This window comes from Rhizobium sp. R339, from assembly GCF_002211395.1.
Taxonomy (GTDB): Bacteria; Pseudomonadota; Alphaproteobacteria; order Rhizobiales; family Rhizobiaceae; genus Rhizobium.
Map to the genome: position 1 here is coordinate 38,799 of NZ_LOKV01000009.1, position 14,147 is coordinate 52,945.

The window sequence follows — 14,147 nt, forward strand, 5'->3', positions numbered from 1 at the left end:
ATTGAGGTGCGCCGCTGCCTGATTCTGAGAGAGCTTCCCCGGCGTTGCGACGATGACTCCGTCGGGGCGCTCGGAAATCATCATCTCGGCAAAACTGGGGAACCATCTGACACCAGCCTCACTAGCAATCGCTTGACCGACTGGCGTGGGATCCACAACTGCCGTCAGCTCTGCGGCCGGCTCTTCCATCACGTGCTTGATATGACGCTTGCCGATTAGGCCCGCCCAAGGACCGCCAGCTTGACCCGGTTCGCCATCGCCATCAGTCCTTGCTCTCGATCTTGAGCATGGTCGCAACTCTGCGTATGCCGAGTTGATAGCCTTCGGTGCCGAGACCTGCAATGACGCCGTCGGCCCGGTAGGACACGAAGGAGTGGTGGCGAAAAGTCTCGCGCTTGTGGACGTTGGAGATATGGATTTCGATGACGGGGCCTTCAAAGGTATTCAGTGCGTCGAGGATAGCAAGCGAAGTGTGAGTGAACGCGGCCGGATTGATGACAATGCCAGCGCCGTCCTCACGCGCCTGATGGATCCAGTCGATGATCTCATATTCGCGGTTGCTTTGATGGAAACGGATCTCGTGCCCCAGTTCCGACGCCAACTTTCGGCAGTCCGCCTCGACGTCAACCAATGTCTCGTGCCCGTAGATATGCGGCTGGCGCTTGCCGAGGAGGTTGAGGTTTGGTCCGTTGAGAACGTAGATGACGCTCATTGCATTTGTCCTTGTTAGGCGTTGCCGGGATCAGGTGAACGCTATGTCCTGAAGCGCGAAGTTCGGGTCGGATTCATAGAGATCTGCGCGAAGCCCAAGCCGACCGGTTTCCAGTGCGGAAGCTGCGGCGTCACGCGCAGCTTCAAGCACCGATTTCAGCAGCTCTCGTTTGACCTCCGGAGGACGGCCTGGGGCCATGCGTACAATTATCTGCACAAAGTGATTGTCGGGATGCTCGTCGCCGACGCATGAGACGGTGGCTTCTCTGGCGAACGTGCGGACCACGGTTGGCTTGACCATCCCTCCGTCGCGGACTCGGCGATGAACCGCGCGGGTCAACTCGTCGATGGCGATGCATTGCGCGGCGCCTCGGCTGTAGTCGATGATAATATGCGGCATGGCGTAGTCCCCCGATCAGGCTGCCACTCCACACAGCTCGTCGAAATGGCGTGACATTCGTTCCGTATCAGGCGCCCGGCCCGTGAAAAGCGCGAAGGCTGCGGCCGCTTGGAACACGGTCATTCCTCCGCCTGGGAGCGTTCGGCAGCCCTTCTGCCTCGCCAACGCGAGGAGTTCGGTCACCAAAGGCATATAGACGATATCCGCCACCCAGTGATGATGCTGGATCCAATCGGGATCGACCGGAAGCCCCGGATGGCTTCCCATACCAGTCGGCGTGGCGTGGATCAGGCCATCTGCGGCGGCGAGCGCAGCACCGACGTCTCTGACCGGCCTTGCAACCTCTCCTGAAAATCTCTCGTTGAGCTGATCGGCGAGAGCGGAGGCGCGGCGCTCGTCCTGATCAAAGATCGAAAGCTTTTCTATGCCGACTTTCACGGCAGCGTGCGCGACGGCCACCCCAGCACCACCAGCGCCAAGCAGAACAGCATGAGCCTTCGCGACGCCGGGCAGGCCCCGCTCGAAATTCTTGTAGAAGCCATACCAGTCGGTGTTGTGTCCGATCCGCTCGCCGTTCTGAAGCACGACCGTGTTTACGGCTCCAAGCATCTCAGCATCTTCGGACAGGCGCGTCAGGTGGGCCAGAACGGTCTGTTTGCATGGGTGGGTGATGTTAATTCCCGCAAAGCCGCGGCTTTCCAGTTCGTTCAGAAGATCTGGCAACGCGGAAGGAGGTAAACCGCGCGCTGCCAGGTCCACCAGCTCGTAATCGTATTCGAGTCCCAAGTGGCGCCCTTCCGTTTCATGGAGCGCCGGCGACTTTGACATCTGGATGTCGGCGCCGATCAGGCCGACCAGGAATTTGTTGTTGTCCATGTCTCTGCCCGATTAGTGATGCGCAAGGATATCGCCGAGGAATACCTTCGTCCGGTCATGCTTGGGGTTCTTGAAGAAGGTTTCGGGCTCCGCCTCCTCGACGATCTCTCCGGAAGCCATGAAGATCACCCTGTCGGCGACTTGCCGGGCGAAGCCCATTTCATGGGTCACGCAGATCATCGTCATGCCGTCTCTTGCGAGGCCGATCATGGTGTCGAGAACCTCTTTGACCATTTCGGGATCCAAGGCGGACGTGGGTTCGTCGAAAAGCATCGCTTTCGGCTCCATGCACAGGGCGCGCGCGATAGCGACGCGCTGCTGCTGTCCGCCACTGAGTTGTGCTGGATACTTTTCCGCCTGATCGAGAATGCGAACGCGCTCGAGATACTTTCGCGCCAACTTCTCTGCGTCGGCACGGCGTGCGCCTCGCACTCTCATGGGTGCAAGCGCGCAGTTTTGCAGGACGGTCATGTGCGGGAACAGATTGAAGTTCTGGAAAACCATTCCGACTTCACGTCGAATGGCGTCGACCGCCTTGGAGGTGCCGTCCAGCAGCTGACCTTCCACCACGATCCTGCCGCCCTGAATTAGTTCAAGAGCGTTGATGCAACGGATCAAGGTAGACTTGCCAGAACCGGACGGTCCGCAAAGGACGATCTTCTCTCCCTTGCGAACCGATAGATTGATGTTCTTCAGGGCGTGGAAGGAACCGTACCATTTCTCCACTTTATCAAGGGATATCAAGGTCGATTGATCTTTAGGGGAATTGAGCACGGCGCCCTCCATTTATGCTTTACTTGACCGTAAACGGGATGTTGGGGATGGATTCGGGGAACGTGGGAAGATCGATTGCCATCCACTTCTTGGTGATGGCCGCGAGTTCGCCGTTGCCCTTGATCTTGTCGAGGAACGCGTTGACGGTCTCGTTCCAGTCCTTCTCGCCGAGTCGCGTTCCGACGCCATTATAAGTCGTCAGGAAGTCGATCTTTCGTTCGTAGGTGCCGGCGCTGGCTGCATCGAGCCTCTGCCCATAGAACTGATTACCACCCACCGCCTTCACCTGTCCGGAGATCAGGGCCTGGATAGTGGCCGCGTCATCGTCGAAGCGGCGAATGGTGGCCGTCGATCCGACCGCGTCGGTTACAGCCTTGTCCTGCGAGCTGGACTTCGGCACGCCGATTTCCCAACCAGCCAGGTCGGCCGGCGATTTCACGGCGTCGGCTTTGGCGGCATAAAGCGAAATCGTGTTAGCCGCATAAGGTTTGCTGTACTGGATCGACTTGGCGCGCTCTTCCGTCATTGCCATCGTGGCGAAGAGGATATCGACCTTGCCGGTGGTCAGCGCGGGAATACGGTTGGCTACCGCGAGCGGTTGGAACTGGACTTTCACGCCGAGTTCCTTGGCGAACAGCGTCGCCACGTCGGCGTCAAAGCCGTCCTGTTTGCCGCTCGAGTTCACAAATCCCCATGGCGCGTTGTCGCCTTGGATGCCCACGACGAGCGCTCCCCTCGACTTGATCTCCTCGACAGAGGCCGCGGTGGCTGCCGCAGCGCCAACGGTGGCGAAGGTTGCGGTCGCCAGCGCTAGACCGAGAAATTTCCTGCGATTGGTATTCATTGCACTTTCCTCCTCTTGTGTTGTTTGCTTCTCCCGAAGCAGGCTTAGCGGGCGGCTTTTGCCATCCGTTTCTCGAGGCCGCTCCCGACATAGGAGAGAGGCCAGCAAATCATGAAGTAGATTATTCCGACGATCCCGAAGACGAGCAGCGGGCGGTAGGTCTGGTTCGATATGATCTGGCCAGCGCGGGTCAGCTCGATGAAGCCCACGATCGCCGCAAGCGACGTCCCCTTAATGAGCTGCACGAGAAAACCGATGGTCGCAGGCATCGAGATCTTCAAAGCCTGTGGCAGAACCACGTCCTTCATTCGGGAGACGTAATGCAGGCCAAGTGCGTTCGCGGCTTCCGTCTGCCCTTTCGGAACGGCTTCAATCGAGCCTCGCCATATCTCGCCGAGGAAGGCGCTTGCGTGGAGAGTGAAGGCGATGGCGACTGCGACCCAGGCGTTGACGTCGATGCCAAGCAAGGCAACGCCGTAGTAAACGACAAAGAGCTGCATCAGGAGCGGCGTGCCTTGGAAGAGCGCGATATAGCCAGACGATGCAAGCCGGGCGAACTGATGCTTCGACGCGCGCACAAGCGCGATCAAAATGCCGAACACGCCTCCGCCGATGAAACCGATGATCGCCAGCAATACGGTCCATTTCAGACCCTGCAGGAGGAAGAACAGCTCGTTTTCGCCGATGGGACCCATGCGCCCCTCCTATCGAGTCGGATAATTGAAGTAGGAACGGGATATCAGAGCGAAGATTCCCATCATTAAGCTTGAGATGACCAGGTAGATTGCGGTTACCGTGAAGTAGACTTCGAAGCTTCGGAACGTATCTGACTCGATGCGTTGCGCCGCGGATGTCAGCTCATATGCGGCGATCGACGTGCACACCGACGTGGTCAAGGTCAGCATCACGAATTGGCTCGTCAGAGACGGGTAGATCGCTCGCAGTGCCGGCTTGAGAACGATGAGGCGGAAGACGTCAGCCTTGTGCAGCCCGAGCGCTAACCCAGCTTCGACCTGTCCCTTGCTGATGCTCTCAACGCCCCCGCGGATGATCTCGATGGCGTAGGCACCTCCGTTGATCCCCAGCGCGATGATTGCAGTGATCGTCGGGTTCAGGCGGATGCCCATAAGCGGAAGGGCGAAGTAGATAAAGAAGATCTGCACCAGGAAAGGCGTGTTGCGGACGACTTCGACGAACGCGATGATCGGAGCGCGAACCCACGCGATCTTCGACGTTCTCACTGCAACGCCCAGGATTCCAATCACGAGAGCGAGCAGCATCCCGGCGCAGGCGAGACCCAACGTTCCAAGCGAACCCCAAAACAATTCCGGGGCGCGGTCGAAGACCGCACCAAAATCAAACGTGTAACCCATGTGTTGGCTTCCTCCACTCGGCGCGGCTTTCGCCTCGCCGGCGCCGGGATCACTGATCCGGCTTAAATATTCGTACGGCCCCTTCGAACAGGCGCTTCAAATGCTCCTCCGCGTCTGCCGAGCCTGAAAGAGGTACTTCGACTGAGACCGATGCGGCCCCGTCGGCGATGGCGACCAATTCGCCTAAGGGCAATTCCCCCTCGCCGGGAGCAAGACGTTTGCTTCGTGCCTCCGCGATCATGGCCTCGGCCGTGCTCGGAGCGGGTCCGGCGACGTCGCACAACTGGACGTGCTTGACCCTGTCGATCTCGGCGCGCAACGACGTCAACGTTCCGCCGTTCCTGAAGAAATGCACTCCATCGACGAGTGCGCCGGCATTGGGCGCACCGCTCGATTTCAGGAGATCGACGCTGTCAGCGAAGGTTCTGACCGTCCGCCAACCCATGTTCTCGATATCGACCGCCAATCCGTAGCCGCTTGCAAGATCGCAGAATTCGCTGAAATTCGACTGCAGCCTGCTCTGTTCCGGATCGTCGCCGCACACGCTTAGACGCTTGGCCCCGATGTTGGCAGCCGCGGCCACCACGGGCTCCAGAGACGCGGCATTGAACGATGGGTCCATGACAAAGAACTCGATATCGAAAACGTCGAGCGCTTCGCCGCGAAGTACGGCTTTCAATTCTTCCGCTGCGCGGCCGCCTACAGGCAGTTCGTAGTGCGGCGCTCCAGGAAATGCCGGATTCAGCCTCAGCCCAATTCTGGAAAAGCCCGCCCCCGCTGCAGCCTTCGCAAAATCGCTCGGTGTCAGGGAGATGGCGGAGAAGTGCGCTACGCCAATCTGTTGCTCTGATTTCGATCCGGGCGTCACCATCACACGATCCCTTTCGTCGCGAGATGATTTCGAAGGTTCGTCCCGGTGCGGTGGATGTGCTGTCGCAGTTTCTCGGTAGCGTATTCGATATCCCGCGCGACCGCTCCTTGCGCAATCTCGCTATGCTCCTGCCCGACGTTCCGGTCGCCGGAAGTCCTGATGAGGAAGACCCGGCGGTATCGGTCATTCAGGTTCAGCAAGAGGCCGCAGAAATGCAACAGAAGCGGTTTGCCGCAACCGGAAATGAGCGTGAGATGGAATTCCCGGTGAAGCGCCTCCCATTGCTCGAGCGTCTCAGGCCGTGAGGCATCTCGTTCCGTGCGGTTCAGGCGATGGAGCGAGCGCATTATATTGCCCTCCCACTCGACATCGCCCATACGCATGGATTCCCGCAGCGCGAAGACTTCGAGCTCTTCGCGGAGCGTCGTGATTTCTTCCAGATTCGCCAGCGAGATCGGAGCTACGCGATAGCCGCGGTTGTCCTGAAACTCCACCAGGCCGTCGGAGATGAGGCGGGCAAGTCCCTCCCTCAGAGGGCTGAGGCTGACGTTGAACGTGCGGCGCGCCTTATCGAGATTGATCTTGCTGCCGGCCTCCAGCTCGCCAGAAATGATCGCCTCGCGGAGACGCGACGCCAACTGACTTCCGATAGTGTTCTTGCCATCATCGGCAAAACCCGCGGACGCTGTCTCCTCGTCTGTCATTGGCGCAGAGGCGCTGTCGTCGGTCGAGCTCATCCCTGCTCCCTGGCAATTTTGATTAATTGTCGATGATCGATATAATAAACGATTATTTGTGTCAACGAAAAATGCAAACGAGCCGATCTTGTTAGCTATGGTCTGTTTGCTTTTCGATTTTAAATAAATATTATCAATACATTAGACCGGCACAAGGCTAATCTCCTCCCGGCCGGCGGGAAAAGTCGTCGTAACATTCCTTGACAGATAATCGATTATTTTTATAGTCGGCTCCACTAGGAGGTAGCCCTATGGCCATAAAAACCGAAAGCGATCTGACGCCTGCGGTCCTCGCGGCGATGAACAAAACGGAGGATCCGCGTCTTCGCGAGATTCTCGTAGCGATGGTGAAGCATCTCCATGCATTCGTGCGGGAGGTGAGATTGTCCGAAGTCGAGTTCCGCGAAGCTACGGCGATACTAAACGAGGTCGGACAACTGCAGACGGACAGCCACAACGAGTTTGTTCTGATGGCCGGATCTCTTGGCGTATCCTCGCTGGTTTGCCTGTTGAATAACGGCGATGGCGGTCAGACGGAGACGTCGCAGTCTCTTCTTGGCCCGTTCTGGCGCCTCAACTCTCCCCGTGTCGACAACGGCGGTACGATTGTCCGCTCCGACACGCCGGGCACGCCACTCTTTGTCCGCGCCAGGGTGGTGGACCGGGACGGGAGGCCGATCGCGGGTGCCGAGATCGACGTTTGGCATGCTTCTCCTGTTGGGCTCTATGAAAATCAGGATCCCGATCAGGCTGAGATGAACCTCCGGGGCAAGTTCACCACGGATGCCGACGGCCGCTTCTGGTTCAGGACCGTGAAGATGGTCGGCTACCCGATCCCGATCGACGGCGTCGTCGGCCGACTGTTGAAGGCGCAGGGACGTCACCCGTACCGACCAGCGCATCTTCACGCCCTGATCTTCAGGCAGGGATACAAGACGCTGATTTCCCAGGTCTTCGATCCAAGCGATCCGAACATCGATTCCGACGTTCAGTTTGGAGTGACCGCAGCCCTGACCGGCGACTTCGTCCGCCATGACGAACCGCATCCGTCCGAACCGGACGTCGACGGTCCCTGGTTCTCGCTCGACTACACCTACGTCATGGAGCCCGGCGAAGCCGTGCTGCCGCGCCCACCAATCAAGTAACCAACGACAGAGCCGAACCGATGATCACAGAACAGGAGCGCCAAGAGGCGGCCAATGCCCTTCTGAAGGCAGAAACCGACCGCAAGCCAATTGTCCAACCGAGCAAGACCTATCCCGGTTTGGAGCTTGAAGATGCCTACAAAATTCAGGCGCTCTGGGCGGAGGCTCGGGCTGCGAAGGGTGCTCGGGTCGTAGGCCACAAGATCGGCCTTACGTCGCGCGCGATGCAGATGGCATCCAAGATGACCGAGCCCGACTATGGTGTCATCCTGGACGACGCCCTTTACAATGACGGAGCGCAGATCAAGGCGGAACTCTTTATCAAGCCCCGCCTCGAGGTCGAACTCGCCTTTGTGATGGGCGAGGATCTCGACGGGCCCGGAACTCGGGTCTACGACGTGATGAGGGCGACCGAATTCGTAGTCCCGGCTCTCGAGATCATCGACTATCGCACCGAGGTTCCGAGGGCGATCACTGACACGATCGCCGACAATGCGGCTTTCGGGGCGATCGTTGTAGGGGGTCGCATCGTTCGTCCAATGGACATCGACATCCGCTGGGTGGGCGCCACCCTCTCGAAGAACGGCATTATCGAGGAATCCGGTGTTTCTGCAGCGATCATGGGCCATCCGGCAGCCGGGATCGCCTGGCTGGTAAACAAGCTCTATGCAGTGGGCGGCGGTTTGAAAAAGGGGCAGATCGTGCTGGCCGGCTCTTTCACCCGCCCTGTGGACATCGCCCAGGGCGACGTGATCCAGGCCGACTACGGCCCCGTGGGGTCTATCGGCGTCTCATTCGTGTGAGGATCTAATGGAACTTCCCCTCAACAGGTTCAAGCGAAAGCTGCGGGCCGGTCAAAGTCAGATTGGATTATGGTGCGGCCTTCCGGGCAGCTATACAGCGGAAATCGTCGCACCGTCCGGTTTCGACTGGCTACTTTTCGATACCGAGCATTCTCCCAGCGACGTCCTCACGGTGCTGCCACAGTTGCAGGCGGTCGCGCCGTACGACGTCGCCCCCGTGGTACGCCCTGCCTTCAACGACCCTGTATTGATCAAGCGCTTTCTGGATATCGGCGTCCAGACGCTTCTCATTCCATATGTGCAGAATGAGCCGGAGGCGAAGGCGGCCGTAGCCGCCGCGCGTTACGCACCGCGAGGTATCCGCGGCGTATCCGCCCTCACCCGCGCCACCCGTTTCGGGCGCGTGCCGAACTACGCACAGACCGCCGAACAGGAGATCTGCCTCCTGCTGCAGATCGAGACTCGAGAGGCGCTCGATCAGCTTGAGGCCATTGCAGGGGTCGACGGGGTCGATGGGATCTTCATCGGTCCTGCAGACTTGGCCGCCAGCCTCGGTTATCCCGGTCAACCAGGACATCCCGAGGTAATCTCGGCGATCGAGAGTGCGATCGAGCGCTTGAAAGCCGTCGGCAAGCCGTCGGGCATCCTGACGCCTGACGAGAAGTTTGCGGCTCGCTGCATAGCGCTGGGAACGTTGTTTACGGCAGTTGGCGTCGATGTTGCCCTCCTTGCCAGAGGATCGGAGGCACTCGCGTCCAGGTTTTCTCGCTAGGGAGACATAGCATGTTCACTCTGGATCAGGTTCGGTCGGAAATAGCACCGGGTGGAACCGTCAGGGCCGCCGTTAACATGTCGAACGCAGCATTAATTCGCTGGGACGAAAACGCGGGCGCGTTAGTGGGACCGAGCGCGGAAATTGCGGATAGGATAGCCCGCGAACTTTATAGAGGGCTTTCTCTGATACGATACGGTTCGGCTGCGGATATTCTTTCCGCTGCCGCCCCGAGTGAGTGGGACATCGCCTTCATCGCGTCAGACCCATCGAGAACCGATCGCTTCAGCTTCTCACCCCCCTATATCTCGGTCGAAGCCACTTACCTAGTTCCAGTAGCTTCACCCTACCGGACGGCGGACGAACTGGATTCCACTGGAATTCGCATCGCGTCCGCGCGTAGTGCCGCCTATACGAAGCAGCTTGAGCGAACACTTAAGCGAGCGACAGTGCTACATGCCGACAGCCCCACGGCGGCGCTCGACTTTCTTGCCCACCGAGAATGCGATGCGGCGGCTGGACTGACCGATTTCCTCTTCAACGCCTCTGAGCGGATGGAAGGCTTCCGGATGGTGGACGGAGTGTTTTCGCGAATTCCTCAGACGATCGCAGTGCACAAACGGGCCACCAACGCCTCGCTCTTCATCGCGGACTTCGTGCAGCGTTTGGCGACATCCGCAGGGCAAGGAGACTTCTGACTTACAAGGATGATCTCACGAAGTCCCAAACGATCAGACGCATGGTGCGAAGTGAAGGCCGCCTCCTCATCATGCGGAAGATCCTCATCATCTGCATACTGACTTGTTGCAAAATTGACGGGGGGTATGCAGGCCTTGATGGGACACGAACTGCCGACTCGTGATTATTGCCCCACCACGCCTCCCGTTCGGCCTTTGGGATGAACTCAAGAGGCTGTTTGAGTTTGTGCTTGCGTAATGAGCAAGCGTCTCTATATTGCTAGCATGAACAGCAAGCAGAGAAAGACTCTCGCGGCGGTCTTCAAGGACCCGGTCTCGGGAACCATTGAATGGGCCGCTATAGAGAATCTGCTTGTGGCTGCCGGAGCCGACCTCATTGAGGGGAACGGTTCCCGCATTAAGTTTGAAAAAGACGGGATCATTGCGAGCTTCCATCGACCACATCCGGCCAAGGAAGCAAAGCGTTATCAGGTACGCGATGCTCGCGAGTTCCTGATGCAGATTGGAGTAACGCCATGAACATCATGAGCTACAACGGATATCACGCTCGCATCGAATTCGATGCTGAGGACGATGTGTTTTTCGGCAGGATTGCAGGTATCTCCGATGTAATCGGCTTTCACGGTGACAGTGTCGCTGAACTCAAGAAAGCCTTCCATGAGGCAGTCGATGACTACCTGGAGACCTGCAGGAAAATCGGCAAAGAGCCCCAGCGACCCTATTCCGGGAAGATGATGTTTCGTGTCGCTCCCGAAGTCCATCGCCGAGCAGCTCTTGCTGCTGAGCTTTCGGGAAAGAGTCTGAACCAGTGGGCAGAAGAGGTGCTGGAAGAAGCCGCCGACCATTTTGCCGGGGCGCGCTTGCCGGCGTAGTGCCCTTCCCCTTATAGGCATCCAAAATTTGCGCGCCGAAACACAGTGAAGCGTCTGCGTCCTCGCAACGAGAGCGCCCCAAAAGCCTCCGGCTCTACCTTGTGAAGTTGCTTGTCGATTAATGCGTTCACACGTCCCTAGTGGCCGTGGCGCAAGTGCATGGCCACGACTGTTTCCATGTAAACTGCCTGGGCGCGAGCGGCATGCCAGATCTCATGCATATCGCTATGCGAGCTCAGCACCTGCAACCTGAGGAATTGCGCACGAGACAGAACTGCAGGAACGCCTGGACTGGGCTCCGCTCCGAGCAGGAGCTTGAACAAAGCTGAACCGTTTACTGTTTCGTGAAAGCCTCAAATTCGCACTTCGAAATAGAATGTAGCAGGGCATTGGGGCGGCGACGAATACGGTAAACCAGAACTTCTCGTCCCATCACATCTGTGTCCGGGTCCTATGTCGCCCATGCATACCCTCCAAGGCTTGCCGGCTAAAGCTCGGACCGCGCGGCGGTTATGCTTGTCTTGGTCGAGAACCGCCTGGTACGAATCTTGCGCGCGGGCGTCACCAATGATGCTGGTGCATCGGCGAGTGCCTCGCGGGCAGCTGAGGTCAAGCTGGTGGCAACGAAATCAGCCTCCCCAAGCGTAGGCAATTGCTCTTCCTCCTGATTTTCCACCCAAAGTACCGCGCCGACGCGAATGGCCGGGTATATGCGCTTGAACCGACGAATAAGTATGCGTGCGTGCCTTGCCGAGTCCTCGTTGAGGAAGCAAACCACGATGGCGTTCGATTGTTTCGGAACGAGGCTCATGGCGCGCCGATTGGGGATGTCAGAATGCCTCGCTGCGACCACCTCGGCTCCCTGTACCTGAAGAACCTGGGCGAGCATCGCAGCCGACGCGTCGTCGAGCGGGCCCCTGCCTCCGATGCAGAAGACGGTCTTGCCCCGTCCGTCAGGCAGTTCGCTTTCATCTTCATTGCCTTCCTTGGGGTGAGTGCTGGGGGGACCTGACACTCCCTCCTTCTGTTCTTCCTCTTTTTCCTCCTCTTCCTCTTCTTGTCCTTCTTCCTGCGCAATTTCCGCAAGGTTCGAGACCAGCGTGATGGCGGTCCCGAACACCTGTTCCATCTGCTCCGCAGTCAACACGCCTCGACGCCTATCCTTCTCGGCGAGTAGAAGGGCGGGAATGGCGACCTCGCCATAATAATCTTCCAGATAGTCCTGCTCTAGGAATTCCTCAGCGTAATCGGTCGCCTCGTCGGGATCGCCAGCAAGAAGCCGCTGGTACAGCCGCTCCTTGGGATCGAGCACTGGGTCACTACCAAAAACCACCTCAAGGAACTCGAACTGCGGGACATACCGCCCCAGCACTGCAAGACACACGGTCAGCGGCGTGGACAGTACAAGACCGACTGGGCCCCACAGCCATGCCCAAAAAATCGCTGCTACGATGATTGCCAGCGGAGACAGGCCGGTACGAGAACCATAGAGCCAAGGCTCGATGACGTTGTTGCTGGTCAATTCCAGCACGACGAAGATGGCAGCAACCCAGAGAACCAGGCTCCAGCCAGGGTCGACTGCAAAGGCCAGGAACAGCGGCAGAACTGTCGCGATGACAGGCCCGATATAGGGGACAAATCGAAGGACGATCGCCAGCATCCCCCAGAGTGCTGGATTTGGAATGCCAACCGCCCAAAGTCCGAGCGCCAACGGAACACCGTAAGCGCAGTTCACCACCAACTGCATAAGAAGATATCGCGCGACGCGGCTTCCCGCCTCCTGGATGGCTTCTGTTGTGCGATGCAGATCGCCATAGCCAACGAGCCGGATAAAGCGATCGCGAAGCTCTTCCCGCTCTAACAGCATGAATATTACGACGACGATGATCAAACCCAGTGAGGCGATGGGGCCAAGCAGAGGACCGATCAGGCTAGTAAGCGTTTCAATTGGTCTGCTCGGCGCGAATATTTCGACGAGCACGGGCTCCCTTGGTCTTGATCCGCTACCTGAAGCAACTGGGCGCTCCTCGGCGTTGCTAAGCTCACGACCGACGCTCTCAATGACGGACGTCAGGCGCCGCACAATACCGCTGTCCGTTCCACTTTCCTGGAGAGATCGAATTTTTGCAATGATATTGCCCTGGTAGGCCGGAAGGTTCTGGGCCACTTCGGCAACGTGTCCTGCTACGACAAGCCCGAACAAGACGAGGACAAGAAAAGCGATCACTACAGTGATTATTACCGCCGGTATACGGGGCAGGCCAAGCTTTCGAAGACGAGAGGAAATAGGAGCCAATGCGAATGTCAACAGGACTGCGATTGCTAGAGGAAGAAGTACTTCCTTGCCGAAATACAGAATAGCAATAACAGCGAGTACACTCGCGAAGGCAGGCATGCGTGAAGGGGAGGATGGCGAGGTCGAATAGACGCGGGGGCCGAGGTCATTTTCCAATTCCGCCTCCGTGGTCTTTGGCGTTGCTCGAAGACATCGATGTTGTCGGTCGCTCTCGCCAAGTCTTTGCAATTAGGGCGCAGTGTGACCTCGGCAATGGCTGTGACGTGCCTCACTTGACGGCCTCTATGGCATCGCGTGCGGGAGGTGACCGCACGGTCAAAGAGACTGCCTGCAAATGGGCTCTGTTGCAAAAAATCCCATTGACGTTTGAAAGAGCGCCGAGGATTTTCAGCGAGATTTTTGATAAGCGATTTCAAGTGGCGCCATTTTCAGGGTGATGCGATATTGTCGGCAGTGCGGTGGTATTGCCGCCATGGCGCTACCGTGATCTGATGGGCGAATAGGGCTTGTTTGTCGATCATTCGCCAACCTATCGCTGGGCCCAGAAATACGCGCCAGAGATTGAAAAGCGGCTGCGTTGGCACTGGCGACGGCCACAGGCAACGAGCTGGCGGGTCGATGCGACCTATGTGAAGGTTCGTGGCAATGGACGTACCTTTACCGGGCCGTCGGCATTTCGGCAACACGATTGATCGTACCTGTCTCAGACGCGCAATGCCAAGGCGGCGAGTCGGTCCCGCGCTTGTCGCGCAAATCTTCGGTGGCCACTGTTAGACCGGCATACGGAACAGAAAGGCGGTTTGCTTTGTGTCGGAGTGCACCTCCAAACGACCGCCATGGCTTCGAGCAATCTCGCTGCAGATAAAAAGACCGAGGCCAAGCCCCTGCTTTTCCGCAGAACCAATCACCTCCAATAGCCTGTTTGAGGAGGGCAGTCCGCGCTGTTTTACGACGGACGTGACCGATCTTCGTGAG

16 protein-coding genes and 3 pseudogenes are annotated in these 14,147 nt (G+C 58.2%); 7 read left to right on the plus strand and 12 right to left on the minus strand.

Features of this window, described 5'->3' with window-relative positions:
* Nucleotides 1-39: 39 nt before the first annotated feature.
* The 10 genes and pseudogenes from ATY76_RS12510 to ATY76_RS12555 form a co-directional block, all read right to left on the minus strand.
* Nucleotides 40-257, minus strand: a pseudogene (locus ATY76_RS12510) (Gfo/Idh/MocA family oxidoreductase); the annotation flags it as partial.
* A 5-nt stretch (nucleotides 258-262) separates the two neighbouring features.
* Nucleotides 263-712 (minus strand): type II 3-dehydroquinate dehydratase, encoded by a 450-nt coding sequence (gene aroQ, locus ATY76_RS12515; RefSeq protein ID WP_088675080.1) that lies wholly within the window; start codon nucleotides 710-712, stop codon nucleotides 263-265.
* Nucleotides 713-742: 30 nt separating this feature from the next.
* Nucleotides 743-1,111 carry a 5-carboxymethyl-2-hydroxymuconate Delta-isomerase gene (locus ATY76_RS12520; RefSeq protein ID WP_088675081.1) on the minus strand — a complete coding sequence of 123 codons (369 nt, stop codon included), beginning with the start codon at nucleotides 1,109-1,111 and terminating at the stop codon, nucleotides 743-745.
* Nucleotides 1,112-1,126: 15 nt separating this feature from the next.
* On the minus strand, nucleotides 1,127-1,987 hold the full coding sequence (locus ATY76_RS12525; RefSeq protein WP_088675082.1) for a shikimate dehydrogenase: 861 nt from the start codon (nucleotides 1,985-1,987) through the stop codon (nucleotides 1,127-1,129).
* Nucleotides 1,988-1,999: 12 nt separating this feature from the next.
* The gene (locus ATY76_RS12530; protein ID WP_190233640.1) at nucleotides 2,000-2,773 is read right to left on the minus strand and encodes an amino acid ABC transporter ATP-binding protein; all 774 of its coding nucleotides are present in this window, start codon (nucleotides 2,771-2,773) and stop codon (nucleotides 2,000-2,002) included.
* 7 nt (nucleotides 2,774-2,780) lie between these two features.
* Nucleotides 2,781-3,605, minus strand: coding sequence for a transporter substrate-binding domain-containing protein (locus tag ATY76_RS12535; protein ID WP_088675083.1), 825 nt, complete (start codon nucleotides 3,603-3,605; stop codon nucleotides 2,781-2,783).
* A gap of 44 nt (nucleotides 3,606-3,649) precedes the next feature.
* Nucleotides 3,650-4,300 carry an amino acid ABC transporter permease gene (locus ATY76_RS12540; RefSeq protein ID WP_088675084.1) on the minus strand — a complete coding sequence of 217 codons (651 nt, stop codon included), beginning with the start codon at nucleotides 4,298-4,300 and terminating at the stop codon, nucleotides 3,650-3,652.
* Nucleotides 4,301-4,309: 9 nt separating this feature from the next.
* The gene (locus tag ATY76_RS12545) at nucleotides 4,310-4,978 is read right to left on the minus strand and encodes an amino acid ABC transporter permease (protein WP_088675085.1); all 669 of its coding nucleotides are present in this window, start codon (nucleotides 4,976-4,978) and stop codon (nucleotides 4,310-4,312) included.
* Nucleotides 4,979-5,027: 49 nt separating this feature from the next.
* Nucleotides 5,028-5,849, minus strand: a complete 822-nt coding sequence (locus tag ATY76_RS12550) for a sugar phosphate isomerase/epimerase (protein WP_088675086.1) — start codon at nucleotides 5,847-5,849, stop codon at nucleotides 5,028-5,030.
* Entirely contained in the window at nucleotides 5,849-6,586 is a 738-nt protein-coding gene (locus ATY76_RS12555) for a GntR family transcriptional regulator (RefSeq protein WP_088675087.1), read from the minus strand. Before ATY76_RS12555 ends, ATY76_RS12550 begins: the two co-directional genes overlap by 1 nt.
* 251 nt (nucleotides 6,587-6,837) lie before the next feature.
* On the opposite strand from ATY76_RS12555, the gene ATY76_RS12560 reads away from it, so the two are divergent.
* The 6 genes from ATY76_RS12560 to ATY76_RS12585 all read left to right on the plus strand — a co-directional run bounded on the left by ATY76_RS12560 (nucleotide 6,838) and on the right by ATY76_RS12585 (nucleotide 10,876).
* On the plus strand, nucleotides 6,838-7,731 hold the full coding sequence (locus tag ATY76_RS12560) for an intradiol ring-cleavage dioxygenase (RefSeq protein ID WP_088675088.1): 894 nt from the start codon (nucleotides 6,838-6,840) through the stop codon (nucleotides 7,729-7,731).
* Between the two features lie 20 nt (nucleotides 7,732-7,751).
* On the plus strand, nucleotides 7,752-8,534 hold the full coding sequence (hpaH, locus tag ATY76_RS12565) for a 2-oxo-hept-4-ene-1,7-dioate hydratase (RefSeq protein ID WP_088675089.1): 783 nt from the start codon (nucleotides 7,752-7,754) through the stop codon (nucleotides 8,532-8,534).
* 7 nt (nucleotides 8,535-8,541) lie between these two features.
* Nucleotides 8,542-9,306 (plus strand): 4-hydroxy-2-oxoheptanedioate aldolase, encoded by a 765-nt coding sequence (gene hpaI, locus ATY76_RS12570; protein ID WP_088675090.1) that lies wholly within the window; start codon nucleotides 8,542-8,544, stop codon nucleotides 9,304-9,306.
* A gap of 11 nt (nucleotides 9,307-9,317) precedes the next feature.
* Nucleotides 9,318-10,004, plus strand: coding sequence for a transporter substrate-binding domain-containing protein (locus ATY76_RS12575; protein ID WP_088675091.1), 687 nt, complete (start codon nucleotides 9,318-9,320; stop codon nucleotides 10,002-10,004).
* A 264-nt stretch (nucleotides 10,005-10,268) separates the two neighbouring features.
* On the plus strand, nucleotides 10,269-10,523 hold the full coding sequence (locus ATY76_RS12580; protein ID WP_088675187.1) for a type II toxin-antitoxin system HicA family toxin: 255 nt from the start codon (nucleotides 10,269-10,271) through the stop codon (nucleotides 10,521-10,523).
* On the plus strand, nucleotides 10,520-10,876 hold the full coding sequence (locus tag ATY76_RS12585; RefSeq protein WP_088675092.1) for a type II toxin-antitoxin system HicB family antitoxin: 357 nt from the start codon (nucleotides 10,520-10,522) through the stop codon (nucleotides 10,874-10,876). The genes ATY76_RS12580 and ATY76_RS12585 overlap by 4 nt, the downstream gene beginning before the upstream one ends.
* 487 nt (nucleotides 10,877-11,363) lie before the next feature.
* On the opposite strand, the gene ATY76_RS12595 is transcribed toward ATY76_RS12585, so the two are convergent.
* A complete protein-coding gene (locus ATY76_RS12595) occupies nucleotides 11,364-13,271 on the minus strand; it encodes an AI-2E family transporter (RefSeq protein ID WP_245309835.1) in 1,908 nt (635 codons plus the stop codon).
* Nucleotides 13,272-13,574: 303 nt separating this feature from the next.
* Between ATY76_RS12595 and ATY76_RS12600 the strand changes: the two are divergent.
* Nucleotides 13,575-13,842: pseudogene (locus tag ATY76_RS12600) on the plus strand (DDE-type integrase/transposase/recombinase); the annotation flags it as partial.
* A gap of 100 nt (nucleotides 13,843-13,942) precedes the next feature.
* Here ATY76_RS12600 and ATY76_RS34145 read toward each other — a convergent pair.
* Nucleotides 13,943-14,062 (minus strand): annotated as a pseudogene (locus ATY76_RS34145) (PAS domain-containing sensor histidine kinase); the annotation flags it as partial.
* Nucleotides 14,063-14,147 lie beyond the last annotated feature (85 nt).